The organism is Clostridium sp., from assembly GCF_050717635.1.
Taxonomy (GTDB): Bacteria; Bacillota; Clostridia; order Clostridiales; family Clostridiaceae; genus Clostridium_AD.
This window is the reverse complement of the sequence record NZ_JBOITO010000030.1, coordinates 57,138-72,686: the sequence shown is the minus strand read 5'-3', so window position 1 is coordinate 72,686 and position 15,549 is coordinate 57,138. Positions and strand designations below refer to the sequence as shown.

Genomic DNA, 15,549 nt, shown 5'->3' with positions numbered 1-15,549 from the left:
TTATAGGCGAGAATTAGTCTAGGTGAGGTGTTTTTATGTATAGTGGAAACAATATCTTTGGAAAATCAAATTATAAGACTGGAATTGGAAAAAGAATTTGGATAATGATGATTATATTTATGCTTTTCTTTTGCTTGTTAATTTGGAAAATTTCAAATAAGATGTATTTTAAAGCTGAGCCTTTAAAGGCCATGTTTAATGCACAATATACAATAGATGAAAAATATGGTACGCCCTATAAATTACTTGATTGTAATGGAAATAATCTTTTAGAGTATAAAATGAACTATACTGCAGTTATTGATCCAGTGGATTATTTTAGATTTAACGAATACACCAGCAAATACGATATGGAATCTTTAACTATTACTTTAAGAAATTATAATGTGAACTATGATTTAGACAAAATTAAAGGTAGTGGTAGTTTTGAAAAAGTAAGATATAAAATTGATGAAATAACTTTTAATAAATTGAAGGATATCAAAGGTATAAAAGGTTTTTATACTTTTGCAGTAAATAAAGTTATTGAAGTAAAAAATTGGAAGATAGAAAATTTATTGTCTAATCCAAGAGACTCAGAAAATAGCAAATTTAAAAGCGCTGATTCTTTAGAAATGCAAATATATAATAAAACTAAAAATAATGAATATGAAAAAATAAGGTTTGTTAAGGGCGTAGATGGCGATATAGGTGAGGGGAAAATTATATATCCTCAAAACAATATTAATGTAAGACTCACTTTAGATAAAGAAATTCAAGATAGTGTTGAAAATATTCTTCATAAGAAAGAGTACAATAAATATGAACAAATTGGTGTTGTTCTAATGGAAAGTACCACAGGGAAAATAAGAGCAATGGCACAAAAGGATGATACGCGTTATAATGCGAATTTAGGAATGGTTGGTACTAATGGTGCTTATCCAGGATCCATTTTTAAAGTTATCGTGGAAGAGGCGGGGCTAGATTTGAATTTAATAGATGTTAATGAAAAATATAAATTAAATTCTGAATTGTTTAAGAAAGAGCATTCTAAAGGGAGAGACAGTTATACAGTTAGGGAGGCACTAACTTACTCTTCTAATAACATATTTGCTCAATTTGGATTTCTGATAGGCGGTAAAAGTATATATAATTATGCGGAAAAACAAGGATTGTTAGGTAAAGTACTGAATTTTCATGATGAGGAAAGTGGTAAATTTGAAGTAGAATTATTAAACTCTAAATTTATTGCTTCGGATATAAGTCAAGCATCCATAGGGCAAAATATTAGGATAACACCTTTAGCGGCAATTAGTATTCCTAGTACTATTATAAATAATGGAGTATATGTTAATCCAAGCATAATAGACTCATATGTAAACGACAATAATGAAATTATTGAGAGTGTTGCCCCTAAAAAAAGCACGATTTTAAAAAGAGAAACCGCAGAAGAGATTAAACTAGCAATGATGGATGTTGTAACCAAAGGGACAGGACAACAGGCTTACATCGAAGGTATGGATATAGGTGGTAAAACTGGAACTACTGAGTATAATGATGATGGTGAAAAATGTTCTGATGGATGGTTTGTTGGCTTTTTTAAATTGAATGGCAAAAAATATTCTATGGTTGTATTTGTGCCTAAAATTCTTATAAATGTTGAAGGTAAAGATGACGAAGAGGGAGGAACCACAGCTGCTCCAATATTCAAAGAAATAGTTAAGGCTCTTAAAAAAAATGGAAGTAACAAATAAGAAAGCTATAAATTCTATTAAATAAATTTTCATGTACATGCAATATTGTTAAAATAAAACATATTATATTAATAAGCACTATTAGGAGGAACATCCGTGTTTTTCATGAATTGTTTATTAGATATTCTTGGAAGTGTCACATTTTTAACAGCTTATATAACTGGTAGTAGTTCATTCCCTCAACCATTAAGTGAAGAAGAAGAGAAATGCTATTTAACAAAGCTAAAAGAAGGCGATTTGCTAGCTAAAGGAATACTGGTTGAACGAAATTTGAGATTAGTTGCACATATAGTTAAAAAATATTCCTACCCAGGAAAGGATGTAGATGACCTCATATCTATTGGAACTGTTGGGCTTATTAAGGCTATCGATTCCTTTGATACAAATAAGGGAACACGGCTTGCTACCTATGCTGCAAGATGTATAGAAAATGAGATACTTATGCTTATTCGCAATAATAAAAAAACTAAAGGTGAAGTTTACCTGCAAGACCCTATTGGAATTGATAAAGAGGGCAATGAAATATCTCTTATGGATGTATTAAGTAGTGATGAGGACTCTATTATTGAGATAGTGGAAAATAAGATCCAAATTAAAAAACTCTATAATAAGATAAACGTAGCGTTAATGGATAGAGAAAAAATAATAATTCAAATGCGCTATGGTCTGCTCGATGGTAACCCCAGAACTCAAAGAGAAATTGCGTTGATTCTAGGGATTTCTAGATCCTATGTGTCTAGAATTGAAAAAAGAGCTTTAAAAAAACTATATAGAGAATTAAATAATAGTAATAAATCTAGGCTAAATAGTACAAATAAATTATAATAAGTAGTTAAAAAAGGATAATCATATAATGTTGTCGAATATATAAATTTGAGAAGCTTCATTAACCAAACAGGGGGAAAAATAATGATATCACTTAGTGAATTACTAGAAAAAACAACAGAAGAAAGGGCGTCGGATCTGCATCTAACAGTTGGTTCTGTTCCAGTTATTAGAGTCAATGGTCATCTAATACAAGTAGGAAAAGATAAATTAACGCCAGTGGATACTGAAAATTATTCTAGAGAAATTTTAGAGAATTCCTATAATGAATACTGTGGGACGGGAGAAATTGATACTTCTTACTCCATTTACGGTCTTGGAAGATTTAGAGTTAATATCTATAAACAAAGAGGAAGCGATACTATAGCAATTCGAGTAGTTTCGTTAAAAATACCTACTTTGAAACAGCTAGATTTCCCAGAGGTTGCTAAGACTCTTACCACAAAACAAAGAGGTTTAGTTTTAGTAACAGGACCGACAGGTAGTGGAAAAAGTACTACGCTAGCGGCTATGGTTAATGAAATTAATACTACTAGAGCTTGTAACATTATAACACTGGAAGATCCTATTGAATATTTGCATAAACACAATAAATCAATTATTAACCAAAGAGAAATTGGTAAAGACAGTAAAAGTTATAAAAATGCGTTAAAAGCTATCCTTAGAGAAGATCCAGACGTTATATTAGTAGGAGAAATGAGAGATCTTGAAACAATATCAATTGCTATTACTGCAGCTGAAACTGGACATCTTGTTTTTTCTACGTTACATACTATAGGTGCCGCAAAAACCGTAGATAGAATAGTAGATGTTTTTCCTCCACATCAGCAGCAACAGATTAAAGTTCAATTAGCTGCAGTAATGCAAGGAATAATTTCTCAACAGTTAATCCCTAAAATTAATGATGGAGGGAGAGTTGCGGCTCTTGAGGTTATGATATCAACCCCAGCAATCCAAAATCTTATCAGAGAAGGTAAAACACATCAACTACAGTCTTGTCTTCAAACTGGTGGTAAATATGGTATGAAAACTATGGATATGTCACTTGCAGAGTTATTTAAAAAAGGTAGTATATCTAAAAATGATGCAATGACTTACTCGGTGGATACTGAAATGATGGTAAGAATGTTATCACTTTAACGATATTTAAATAAAGTTAAAAGCGTAGATAAAATATAGCTTTTAGCTTTATTTTTATTTTTAATTACTATGGCAATATTTTGTTACAAATACTTAACAATATATTATTGCAAATTTTATAGAATGCCATTATAATTACGTAGAAGAACAAATTAAATCTTTAATATCACAAGGTTAAGATAATTTACTAATTTCAAATTTAAATTTATATATATTACTAAATATGTTGTTATATGTGAGAAAGATTTAAATTATTTATAAATATTATAAATAATTGATTTAAATAAGAGGAGAATTTATTTTTTTGTGGAATATATACACTTAAGGTTTCTCTTATGAGGGGAGGATAGACTTAATGAATGAACATATAGTGGGAATTGATTTAGGATCTTCAAAAATATGTGGAGCCGTTGGTAAAATTAGTAGTAATGGCCAACTTCAGATTATAGGCATTACATCAGTTGTATGTAGTGGTTTAAATAAATCGGTTGTAATTGATATTGATAATACAGCTGAAGCTATAAAACAATGTGTAAAACAACTCGAGCGTATGACAGATACACAAATTAGTGAAGGATATATATCATTACCGGGAGGTATTTGTGAACTAGTAAAAAATACAGGTATGACTCTAATATCTTCTGAAGACAAGGAAATTAAACAAAGTGATATTGACAGAGTAATCGAATCAGCTAAACTTATTTCAATTCCATTCGATAAAGAAGTAGTAGGTGTTGAGCCTGAACAATATATTGTTGATGGATATGACAATATTAAAGACCCTAGAGGAATGAGTGGATTAAGGCTTGAAGTTGAAGCACAAGTTGTAATAGCAAAATCTACGGTAGTTAGAAATTTATTAAAAAGTTTCCAAAGGGCTGGGATTAAAGTTAATGGTATAGTACTGGGGCCTTCGGCAATATCAGAGGCTGTGCTAAAAAAAGCAGAGAGTGACATGGATATAGCACTAGTAGATGTTGGATCAGCAACTGTTGATATATCTATTTACGAGAGTGGAAGATTAAAACATACTTCTATTGTTCCTTTAGGTGGAGATAACATAACCAATGATATCTCAGTTTGTCTTAAAGTTCCTTTTAGCGAAGGTGAAAGGTTAAAACTTAAATTTGGAAGTTTAGTTAAAGGCAAAGAAGCTGAGGAGGAGAAAATTAGAGTTAAGGATTCTTATAGTAATGTAATGGAAATTGATAACAATTTATTAGTTGATATAATTCAAGCTAGGGTAGAAGAGACATTACATTTAATTAAAAGAAACTTAATAAATAGTGGATGTTACAAAGATATTTCTGGCGTTGTTATAGTTGGTGGTGGAATATCTTTGTTTAGAGGTGCTAGTGAACTAAGTAAATTCATATTGGATAAACCGGTTAGGATAGGCTCACCAGAATATGTAGGTGCTGCTAGCCCTATATATGTTACCGCAGTGGGAATAGTCGTCCAAGCTGTAAATAATATTAAAATTAATAATAGCTTATCTGAGAATTCAGATGATATTAAAATGTCACAAACCAAAAATAAAAACGGAAATAATAAATTTGCATCAAAAGTAAAAGATTTTTTTGCAGATTTTTTCTAAAAAGGAGGTATTGTTGTGCTAGATTTTGATGTTGATATGCAAGAATTTGCTCAAATTAAAGTAATTGGGTGTGGTGGCGGAGGAAACAATGCTATAAACAGAATGATTACAGAGGGACTTAAAAATGTGGAGTTTATAGCTATAAATACAGATAAACAGGCTTTAATTCTTTCTCAAGCTGTTCAGAAAATTCAAATTGGTGATAAATTAACTAAGGGGCTTGGAGCAGGTGCCAACCCAGAAATTGGTATGAAAGCAGCTGAAGAAAGTAGAGATGAAATTTCACAAGCAATAAAAGGGGCAGATATGGTATTTATTACTGCAGGAATGGGAGGCGGTACAGGTACTGGTGCTGCACCTGTGGTTGCAGATATTGCTAAATCAATGGGAATACTTACTGTAGGAGTTGTAACAAAGCCTTTTCCTTTTGAAGGCAGAAAAAGAATGATTAATGCTGAGATGGGAATAAAAACTCTTAAAGAAACTGTAGATACACTAGTAACAATTCCTAATGAAAGACTACTAACAATGGTAGATAAGAAAACTACTTTAATGGATTCTTTCAAAATGGCAGATGATGTCTTAAGACAAGGTATCCAAGGAATATCTGATCTGATTACTATACCAGGTCTTGTAAACTTAGATTTTGCAGACGTTAGAACAATTATGCTAGCTAAAGGTCTTGCTCATATGGGCGTTGGTAGAGCTTCTGGTGATAATAGAGCACAAGAAGCAGCAAAACAAGCTATTTCAAGCCCACTACTTGAAACTTCTATAGTTGGGGCTACAGGTGTACTGTTAAATATAACTGGTGGCTTAGACTTAGGTCTTCTTGAAATAAATGAGGCCGCGGAGATTGTACAAGAAGCCGCAGATCCTGATGCAAATATCATATTTGGTGCAGTTATAGATGAAAATCTAAAAGATGAAATAAGAATAACAGTTATTGCAACTGGTTTTGAAAGCGACAAAGTAGTGCAAAATAAAACTGTGCTTAAGTCTAAAGGGAAAGATACTATTAAGCCTATTGAAGAAGTTGCATATACTAAAGATTATGAGACTTCCGATTTAGAAATTCCTGCTTTTTTAAGAAGGCAGAATAAGTAAGTCATATTTATTTAATAAACAATAAAGTGCCTATATGGCACTTTATTTGCGTTTTAAATAATATGGAAATTAGTGGCGGTTTATAAAAGAATAAAAATATAGTTTTGTGGTAAAAAATGACAAAGTTTTAATTATATAAGTTATATAATATATTTTAAAGGAGGAAGGACAAGTGATAATATATATAGATGTTCTTATACTAGTGAATTTTATAGTTAATCTATTCATATTGCATGTAACTGTTCAAACATTAAGAAAAAGGATAAATATTATGTGGATGTGCCTTTCAAGTTTTTTAGGCAGCTTATATGTTTTAACAGTAGTGTATCCAAAGCTTAAATACTTGTCATATATACCTTTTAAAATATTAATAGTCATTGTAATGATTTTAATTGTTTTCAGAGAAAAAAATGTATTATTCAATATTAAGGCTTCATTAATCTTTATATTCTATTCGCTTCTTTTAGCGGGAATGTGTTTTTATATTGCAATGAGTAACTCAAGTAACACATCATTTAATGTAATTATAATTAATTTTCCTTATGAAAAATTAATGCTTTCAGTAATGATAATTTATATATTTATATATAGAATAGTTATTTTTATTGGGGATAGAAAAAAAATATCAACTCTTATATATACTATAGATATAGTAAATAAAAGCTATAAAAAAACTATTAAGGCTTTTTTAGATACGGGAAATGAGCTTCGCGAGCCTGCTACTAATTTGCCAGTATTAATTGTTGAACGTGAAATGTTAAGTGAGATAATTCTAGAAAAAAATAATACCTACCACATTCCATATAATGTAGTAAATGGAACTGGTGGAAAACTTATAGGGTTTAAACCCCAGTATATCAATATTCATATTGATAAAAATATTGAAACAAGGGATGTAATTATAGCTTTTTGTGAGTATAAACTAAGCAAAGACAACGACTATAATGGCCTAATGTCTATAGGTATACTTAGTTAATACACTCAGTAAATTTAATTATTACCTCTTAATAATAGCGATAAGGAGGAAATTATGTTTAATTTTAATGTAGTGTTAAACAAGTTATTTGTTAAGCTCAAAATGTTTTCCAAAAATTTGTTTTATATAGGGGGGAATGATGCATTACCGCCTCCTTTAACTAAGGATGAAGAGGATGAATTAGTAGTTAGGTTAGATACAGGCGACAAAAAGGTTAGAGCAACCTTAATAGAAAGAAATTTAAGGCTTGTGGTATATATAGCTAGGAAGTTTGAAAATACAGGTGTAAACGTTGAAGACTTAATTTCTGTAGGAACCATAGGGCTTATAAAAGCTGTGAATACTTTTGATCCCGAAAAAAAAATCAAACTAGCTACATATGCTTCAAGATGTATTGAAAACGAAATTTTAATGTATCTTAGGCGAAATAGCAAAATAAAAACAGAAATTTCTTTTTATGAGCCACTAAATGTGGATTGGGATGGTAATGAATTATTACTTTCGGACATCCTTGGCACAGACAATGATGTGGTTTACAACGTTATTGAAGATGACGTCGATAAACAATTACTTTGTCTTGCTATGCAAAAATTAAATTCACGAGAAAAGGAAATTGTTCAATTAAGATTTGGCTTAAATGGAACCATAGAAAAGACGCAAAAGGAAGTTGCTGATATTCTTGGGATATCACAATCCTATATCTCAAGACTTGAAAAAAGAATTATAAAAAGATTAAAAAAAGAAATTAACAAAATGGTATAAGGTTGTCTCATGTATAAAAATTTAATCATAGGGCCATAATTTAAATGTAATTATTTTGAAAGGGATGATGACCTTATGATAGTAAGTGAAATAGAATTATGTAGACTAAATTCTTCAAATTTGCCGGTGTTAAAAGATGAAGAAATGAATAAATTATTATTTAAATTGCAACATGGGGATTATGAATGTAAAGAAATATTTATAAAAGCAAATACAAAACTTATTTTGAATTTAATACAGCGTTTTAATAACGGAGGAGAAAACACAAATGATTTATTTAAGGTAGCTTGTATTGTTGTAATGGAGTCAATTGATAAATTCAATTTAAGTCTAAGTGTTAGGTTTTCAACATATGTAGTTCCTATAATAATTAACGAAATAAGAAAATATTCAAAAGCTTCTAACCCAATAAGAGTAAGCAGTTCACTAAGGGTTATTGCATATAAAGCATTGCAAGTTAGAGATGAATTAGTAGCTAAGAATAATAAGGAACCTACTATATCTCAAATAGCAAAAGAATTAGACTTATATAGAGAAGATGTTGTATTTGCTTTAGATACATTGCAAGAAACAAAGGTATATAGTAGAAAGAATTAATCGAATTACATTAGGAAGTGTGTAAAGGGTCCTCTAAAGGGGCCCTTTTTGTATAAACTTATTTTATAATACTAGATTTATAGTTTTAAGCTACATAATTTAAAAAAAGTTATATTTTAAAATAATATTTTTAGATTCTACTGAATATAAATAATATATAGTATAATCAACTAAAAAATAGACTAGCCTAATGAGTAGCTATTTTGGAAAAACAGTTCTATAAAAACCTACAAGGAGGGAATAAAATGGAAAGTTTAATGTACTCTATTAATAATTTAAGGCAGATGGAAATAATAGATATAAATTCGGGTTCTAAAATGGGATATATCAAAGATTTAAGAATTGATTGTGAAGACTATAGAATTATTTCAATATTACTCCCAAGCATAAAGTCATCTTGGTTTAATAAGAATAATAGTATTGAGATACCTTGGGAAAAAGTTAAAAAAATTGGTGTAGACGTTATACTTGTAGATGGTAGTGAGGTAGATATGGAAAGTGAGTAATAACTATTTAATTTAATATAAAAAAGTGTATAATGTTAGTATACTTGCTATTATACTAAGAAAAGAGCGTGAGGAGCATTGAAATGTCCATTTTGTAGTTGTGAAGAAAGTAAAGTAGTTGATTCTAGATCCACGGAAGATAATATTGCAATAAGGAGAAGAAGAGAGTGTCTAAGTTGTTTAAAAAGATATACCACGTATGAAAAAGTGGAAGATATACCTATACTGGTAATTAAAAAAGATTTTAACAGAGAATATTTTGATAGAACAAAAATATTGAATGGTCTAATGAAGGCCTGTCAAAAGAGACCAGTTTCTAGAATGCAAATTGAAACTATTTGTGATGAAGTGGAAAAACAGTTGAATAATGAAATGCTAACTGAAGTGAAATCTGATCATATAGGAGAAATAATCATGAGTATATTAAAAAATGTAGATGAGGTTTCTTATGTTAGATTTGCTTCGGTTTATAGACAATTCAAAGATATTAATACATTTATGGAAGAGATAAGAAAACTAATGTATAATGAATAAAAATGCCATTTCGGCATTTTTTTTATAATTTTAAAAAAGTAATTTCTAAAATCGTCAAAGTATTATAAATGAGGTGAAGTTGTGGAAGTTGAAACTATCAATAATTATGAATTTATAAAATTCGAATATGATAATGCAGTAATTCTATTTTCAACAGCAAAAGATGGGCTAAACTTTAATAAAAATACTGAGATTGGATTATTAAATCTTAAGAAGATTAAAGAAAATCACCATTTACAAGCTGTTGGATATTTAAATCAAATTCACAGTGATAGAATTTTGGAATTTAATGATGATATTAATAATAAGAATGGCGATGCACTAATAACAGATAAAATAAAAACAGCTATTGGCGTTTTTACAGCAGATTGTGTGCCTGTTATCTTCGTAGATACCAAAAAGCAAGTAATAGCAGCAATACATAGTGGGTGGAAAGGTACAAAAGCTTTAATTGTAAGTAAAACCATTGATAGACTACAAGAGACTTATGGCTCAATATCTAAGGATATAAAGGTTTTCATTGGTCCACATATATCAGGCTGCTGCTATGAGGTTAGTAGTGATTTAATAGAAGAGTTTACTAGAGAGGATATTTATAGTAATATTAAAATTAGTAATAACAATAAGCTAGATTTACAGAAATGCATTATAGCACAGCTTTTAGAAAAAGGTATTAAAGAAACGAATATAAGCACTACCAATATTTGTACCGGTTGTAATAAACACTACAAATTATATTCCTATAGATATAGTCAAAATAAGTCGGGAAGAATGTTTTCTTTTGTTTATTTAAAGTAATAAACCAATAAAAAGATATGGAGGGATTAAATTGGCTGATGAAAAAATATTAGTTGTGGATGATGAAGAACATATACAGGAATTAATTAAATTCAATCTAGAGAAGAATGGTTATAAGGTTATACTTGCTAATAATGGAATTGATGCTATAAAACTTGCTAAAGAACACTTGCCGCAACTTATGTTACTAGATTTGATGTTGCCTGGAATGGATGGATTAGATGTGTGCAAGGAAATTAGAAAAGATTCATCTATGGCAAATATGCCCATAATAATGATAACAGCAAAAGGAGAAGAAATAGACAAAATAATAGGACTTGAGTTAGGGGCAGATGATTACATTACAAAACCATTTTCAGTAAGAGAACTAGTAGCAAGAATTAAAGCTATACTTAGAAGGAGTACAATGCAAATAGTAGAAAAAGTATTTAAAGTTGGTAATTTGGATATTGATTTTGGTAAGCATGAGGTTCTTAAAAGCGAAATAAAAATTGACCTGACCTTAAAGGAATTTGAGCTAATGGAAATTTTAATAACTAATAAAGGGAGAGTTATGACTAGAGACTACTTACTAGATAAAATATGGGGTTATGAATACGTAGGAGAAACAAGAACTGTAGATGTGCACATAAGGCATCTAAGACAAAAAATTGAAGATGATGATAAAAATCCAATATATATCCAGACTATTCGGGGTATAGGATATAGATTTAATTTTGGAGAATAGCTATGAAGAAAAAATTAATGATATATTTATTAAGCTCTGTGATTTTTATATTTATTGTGGTAACTACACTATTTGTTTCTATTTTTAATTATGAATATCAACAAAATATGAAAGATAAGCTTGAAATGAATAATAATATGATAATTAAATTATTACTTAGTAATAATTTAATAGATGAAGAAAAATTTTTTACAGATAATTTATACGGTTCAGAACTTAGAGTTACATACGTTGACAAGAATGGCAAAGTTATCTATGATTCAAATGTAGATATGGAAACTATGGATAATCATAATAGCAGGGAAGAAATAATGGCAGCAAAAAGAAACGGTAGCGGATATATAGTTAGATATAGTAACACTACTGAGAAGAATATGATGTATTTTGCTACTGCTTTTGATGACGGGTTTATTATTAGAAGTTCTATGCCTGTTAAAATAGTAAATAGCCTTAGAAGTAAATATTTTAAATTTTACATTATTGCAATAATTTTTGCGGGAATGATGGCAATTTGGTTTTCTCTTAAATTATCATATATTATAGTTAAGCCTATTAAAGATTTAATATTTATTACTTCAAGGATTACTAAGGGTGAATTTAGTAGAAGAGTTAAGATATTAACAAATGGCGAAATAGGAGAGCTAGCCAAGAATTTCAATGAGATGGCAGATAAGCTAGAGTTTACATTGAATGAAGTTACGGAAAAGCAAAATAGGTTAGAGGCTATTTTGCAAAGTATGGACAGTGGCGTAATCGCTGTAGATAGAAATAATAAAGTTATAATGATCAACCCATATGCTAAAAAAATATTCGGAATCAATAAAGATATTATAGGCCAAAATCTTCTGGATAATATTAGAGACTTTGAATTAGAGAGTATCTTCCATCAAAATGATGATAATTATAAAGAAATAAAGATAGTTTGGCCTCGAGAAAGAGAACTTAGGATAAAGACAGCAGATATAATTAACAGAAGTGAACATATTGGTACTGTAGCTGTTGTTCAAGACATTACAGAAGTGAAAAAACTAGAGAATATGAGAACACAATTTGTTGCTAATGTCTCTCATGAGCTTAAAACCCCACTAACATCTATTAAAGGATTTGCAGAAACTCTAAAATATGTTGATGATGCTGATACCAAGGAAAAGTTCTTAAATATAATAAATGAAGAAGCTGAAAGATTAACTAGACTTATTACAGACATTTTAATACTTTCTCATATAGAACAACAAAAGGAGCTTAAAAAGGAAAAAATTGATGTTAATAGAATGGTAGAAGATGTTTACAATTTAATGAAGAACACTGCAGATGTAAAGGGGATTTATTTATCAATTCAAAAGGATAACCTAAAAACATTGATAGGCGATGCTGATAGGTTTAAACAAATGTTAATTAATTTAGTGGATAATGCGCTAAACTACTCAGAAACAGGTGATAGTGTTTGTATTGGTACAGAGGGCAAAGCTGACGGTGTCGTTCTATGGGTTAAGGACACTGGTGTTGGAATAGCTAAGGAGCAAACTTCGCGTATCTTTGAGAGATTTTACAGAGTAGATAAGGCTCGGTCTAGATCAAAAGGTGGTACTGGACTAGGACTCGCTATTGTTAAGCATATAGTACTTAAATTTGATGGCAAAATTTCTGTGGAAAGTCAGCTTGGAATAGGTAGTAAATTCATAATTGAAATACCATATAGTAAGTAGAAACATTAAAAAAAACGAATAGTTTTTACTGAAAATACAGAAACTACAATTACATTAACTATATATTTAAAATATTGTAGTGGAGTAGTGATTATGAAAAAAATGAGTTTAAAAACGTTGGCCACAATTATCTGTATGAGCATAATAATTCTAGTCACAGGGTGTAAAAAAGAGGCAAAAACTGAAGAACAACAACCTAAAATCATTAAAATAATTTGTGAAGAAACAGTTTATCCCATGGTAAATGATTTAGCACGTGATTACAATTTAAATAATGAAACCTCAATTACTGTAGAAACTCTCGAGAGAGAAAATGCTTTTACTAAACTAAATAATTCGGATGTGGATATACTAATTGGATATGTTCAGCCGAATAATGAGAAAATTGAGTTCAAGATACTAGCTTCTGATGGTATAGGAATTATTGTTAATGTTAGTAATAAAGTAAATAGTATTGGAACTCAAGAATTAAAAAAAATATATATGGGTAAAATAGTAAATTGGGTAGATTTAAAGGGCGAATCTCAAACCATAATACCAGTGTCATTTAAAGATTCTATAAGTTCAGTGCAACACCAATTCGATATAAAAATAATGAATACACCTATAAAAGAACAAATGAGTAGCAGTATGAAGTATGTATCAAGTGTGGAAGAAATGAAAAATTTTGTTGCTCAGAATAAAAACGCTATAGGCTTTATACCGGGACAGTGGTATAATAAAGAAAGTGTATTTATAAAACTAAGTGGTATTGAACTTACTCTTTCAAATCTTACGAATAAACTTTATCCACTGAGTTTTCCAATAAAAGCATATTATTCTAAAGAAAAAAAAGATAGTTTAAAAGATTTTTTTCAGTATCTAGAAAGTGAAGATGGCATTGAAATTATTAGAAAACATTGTATTGAAGCATCTTAATACCTCCTTCTTAGGAGGTATTTTTAGTCTGCGGTAAATGATACATTCAAAGTATGTTAAAAAACGAATACTGTCGATATATGCTTTTTTTCTCCTTTTAAATGCTAATATCGTTGACTTAGCTAGCTAAGTCATGTAATATATTTAATGGAATACTATAATATATTATTGTATTATCTACTATTATAAGTAGAGTATTATATATTTAAAAGTGGAATTTAATATAATATTTCTAATTCCTCATAAAACCTTTTAAATGAAAGGTTATGGTTGAGCAGGAGGTAAAAATGAAAAACCAAATAGCTAAGATCCTCCCAGAAAGTATTGCAGAAGAAATAAAGCTCCAAGTGGGAGATCGATTAATTAGTATAAACGGCAATGCTGTAATAGACATTATAGATTATAAATTTTTGATTACAGACGAACTTATTAACATTGAAATTGAAAAGACAGATGGGGAAGTTTGGGAAATTGAAGTTGAAAAGGACTATGATGAAGATTTAGGAATCCAATTTATTGATCCAATGTTGGATAAGCCAAAGAGCTGTCATAATAAATGCATATTCTGTTTTATTGATCAATTACCAGCTGGAATGAGAGAAACACTCTATTTTAAAGATGATGATTCTAGATTATCATTTTTTCAAGGTAACTTTGTAACATTAACTAATATGAAAGAAGAGGACATAGATAGGATAATTAAATACAAGATAAGTCCTATTAATGTTTCAGTCCATACTACTGATGTAGAACTTAGAAAGTTAATGTTAAACAATAAATTTGCTGGGAATGTTTATGATAGGTTAAAGAGGCTTTCTGAAGGCGATATAAAAATTAATTGCCAAGTGGTTTCGTGTCCTGGAATTAATAATGGAAAAGAGCTTTTAAAAACCATTGAGGATTTATATAAACTATACCCAAACATAGAAAATTTAGCGGTAGTGCCGGTTGGAATAACCCAATATAGAGAAGGATTATTCAATTTAACATTATACGATAAGGCAACTGCGTTAAAAGAAATTCAAAGTGTAAAAGAATTACAAGAAAGATATATTAGTGAAACAGGATCTCCCTTTGTAAGGTTATCTGATGAATTCTATGTCGTAGCAGGGGTTGATGTTCCGTGTGAAGAGTTTTATAATGGTTATGAACAATTAGAGGATGGCATTGGCATGATTAGACTGCTTAGAAATGTTATTGATGAAGATGTAGAAAATTTAAAGTTAAATAATAAAGGTGATTTTACATTAATAACAGGTTATTCAGCTTACCAAGAAATATTATGTGTAGCCAAAAAAATAAATTCAATTAATGAAAAAATTAAAATTCAGGTAAAAAAAATACAAAATAATTTTTTTGGAGAAACCATAACGGTAGCAGGACTTTTAACAGGAAAAGACATAATTCAGCAACTTGTGAATGAAAGCCTAGGGGAATATTTAATAATACCTAGTAATATGCTGAAAAGTGGATACGAACTCGGAAACTATGAGCAGCAAATATTCTTAGATAATATTACGGTAAGTGAATTAGAAAAAAGCTTAAGAACAAAAATTTTAATATGTGATTATACAGGAGAAGACTTAATCCATATAATAAACGAATTTAGTCAGGAGGAATAAT

At 29.6% G+C, this 15,549-nt stretch carries 14 protein-coding genes and 1 pseudogene; all 15 read left to right on the top strand.

The annotated features are described in order from the left end of the window. Positions 1–35: 35 nt before the first annotated feature. The 15 genes and pseudogenes from ACREWB_RS13625 (at position 36) to ACREWB_RS13555 (ending at position 15,548) form a co-directional block, all read left to right on the top strand. The gene (locus tag ACREWB_RS13625) at positions 36–1,733 is read left to right on the top strand and encodes a penicillin-binding transpeptidase domain-containing protein (RefSeq protein ID WP_431547992.1); all 1,698 of its coding nucleotides are present in this window, start codon (positions 36–38) and stop codon (positions 1,731–1,733) included. A 105-nt stretch (positions 1,734–1,838) separates the two neighbouring features. Then, positions 1,839–2,558, top strand: a complete 720-nt coding sequence (gene sigK / locus ACREWB_RS13620; protein WP_431547991.1) for an RNA polymerase sporulation sigma factor SigK — start codon at positions 1,839–1,841, stop codon at positions 2,556–2,558. 84 nt (positions 2,559–2,642) lie between these two features. Next, positions 2,643–3,698 (top strand): type IV pilus twitching motility protein PilT, encoded by a 1,056-nt coding sequence (locus ACREWB_RS13615; protein WP_431547990.1) that lies wholly within the window; start codon positions 2,643–2,645, stop codon positions 3,696–3,698. 355 nt (positions 3,699–4,053) lie between these two features. Beyond that, on the top strand, positions 4,054–5,295 hold the full coding sequence (gene ftsA, locus ACREWB_RS13610) for a cell division protein FtsA (protein ID WP_431547989.1): 1,242 nt from the start codon (positions 4,054–4,056) through the stop codon (positions 5,293–5,295). A 15-nt stretch (positions 5,296–5,310) separates the two neighbouring features. Continuing rightward, complete coding sequence (gene ftsZ, locus ACREWB_RS13605) at positions 5,311–6,402, top strand: cell division protein FtsZ (protein ID WP_431547988.1); 1,092 nt, start codon at positions 5,311–5,313, stop codon at positions 6,400–6,402. A gap of 172 nt (positions 6,403–6,574) precedes the next feature. Continuing rightward, a complete protein-coding gene (gene spoIIGA / locus ACREWB_RS13600; RefSeq protein ID WP_431547987.1) occupies positions 6,575–7,378 on the top strand; it encodes a sigma-E processing peptidase SpoIIGA in 804 nt (267 codons plus the stop codon). A gap of 54 nt (positions 7,379–7,432) precedes the next feature. After that, positions 7,433–8,140 (top strand): RNA polymerase sporulation sigma factor SigE, encoded by a 708-nt coding sequence (gene sigE / locus ACREWB_RS13595; protein ID WP_431547986.1) that lies wholly within the window; start codon positions 7,433–7,435, stop codon positions 8,138–8,140. Between the two features lie 75 nt (positions 8,141–8,215). Beyond that, positions 8,216–8,710: pseudogene (locus tag ACREWB_RS13590) on the top strand (sigma factor); the annotation flags it as partial. Between the two features lie 272 nt (positions 8,711–8,982). Next, entirely contained in the window at positions 8,983–9,243 is a 261-nt protein-coding gene (locus ACREWB_RS13585) for a YlmC/YmxH family sporulation protein (RefSeq protein ID WP_431547985.1), read from the top strand. A gap of 78 nt (positions 9,244–9,321) precedes the next feature. Next, positions 9,322–9,777: a transcriptional regulator NrdR gene (gene nrdR, locus ACREWB_RS13580; protein ID WP_431547984.1), complete on the top strand. Its 456-nt coding sequence runs from the start codon at positions 9,322–9,324 to the stop codon at positions 9,775–9,777. Between the two features lie 81 nt (positions 9,778–9,858). Beyond that, entirely contained in the window at positions 9,859–10,575 is a 717-nt protein-coding gene (gene pgeF / locus ACREWB_RS13575) for a peptidoglycan editing factor PgeF (RefSeq protein WP_431547983.1), read from the top strand. Positions 10,576–10,606: 31 nt separating this feature from the next. Further along, the gene (locus ACREWB_RS13570; protein ID WP_431547982.1) at positions 10,607–11,302 is read left to right on the top strand and encodes a response regulator; all 696 of its coding nucleotides are present in this window, start codon (positions 10,607–10,609) and stop codon (positions 11,300–11,302) included. 2 nt (positions 11,303–11,304) lie between these two features. Further along, positions 11,305–13,008: a two-component system histidine kinase PnpS gene (gene pnpS / locus ACREWB_RS13565; protein ID WP_431547981.1), complete on the top strand. Its 1,704-nt coding sequence runs from the start codon at positions 11,305–11,307 to the stop codon at positions 13,006–13,008. Between the two features lie 93 nt (positions 13,009–13,101). Then, positions 13,102–13,926 (top strand): substrate-binding domain-containing protein, encoded by an 825-nt coding sequence (locus tag ACREWB_RS13560; RefSeq protein ID WP_431547980.1) that lies wholly within the window; start codon positions 13,102–13,104, stop codon positions 13,924–13,926. A 287-nt stretch (positions 13,927–14,213) separates the two neighbouring features. Continuing rightward, positions 14,214–15,548: a DUF512 domain-containing protein gene (locus tag ACREWB_RS13555; protein WP_431547979.1), complete on the top strand. Its 1,335-nt coding sequence runs from the start codon at positions 14,214–14,216 to the stop codon at positions 15,546–15,548. Position 15,549: the final 1 nt, after the last annotated feature.

Bases quoted from the DNA above. Each gene is read 5' to 3' on its own strand.
- ACREWB_RS13625 (WP_431547992.1), top strand. From the start codon at position 36: ATGTATAGTGGAAACAATATCTTTGGAAAATCAAATTATAAGACTGGA.
- sigK (WP_431547991.1), top strand. From the start codon at position 1,839: ATGAATTGTTTATTAGATATTCTTGGAAGTGTCACATTTTTAACAGCT.
- ACREWB_RS13615 (WP_431547990.1), top strand. From the start codon at position 2,643: ATGATATCACTTAGTGAATTACTAGAAAAAACAACAGAAGAAAGGGCG.
- ftsA (WP_431547989.1), top strand. From the start codon at position 4,054: ATGAATGAACATATAGTGGGAATTGATTTAGGATCTTCAAAAATATGT.
- sigE (WP_431547986.1), top strand. From the start codon at position 7,433: ATGTTTAATTTTAATGTAGTGTTAAACAAGTTATTTGTTAAGCTCAAA.
- ACREWB_RS13585 (WP_431547985.1), top strand. From the start codon at position 8,983: ATGGAAAGTTTAATGTACTCTATTAATAATTTAAGGCAGATGGAAATA.
- pnpS (WP_431547981.1), top strand. From the start codon at position 11,305: ATGAAGAAAAAATTAATGATATATTTATTAAGCTCTGTGATTTTTATA.
- ACREWB_RS13560 (WP_431547980.1), top strand. From the start codon at position 13,102: ATGAAAAAAATGAGTTTAAAAACGTTGGCCACAATTATCTGTATGAGC.
- ACREWB_RS13555 (WP_431547979.1), top strand. From the start codon at position 14,214: ATGAAAAACCAAATAGCTAAGATCCTCCCAGAAAGTATTGCAGAAGAA.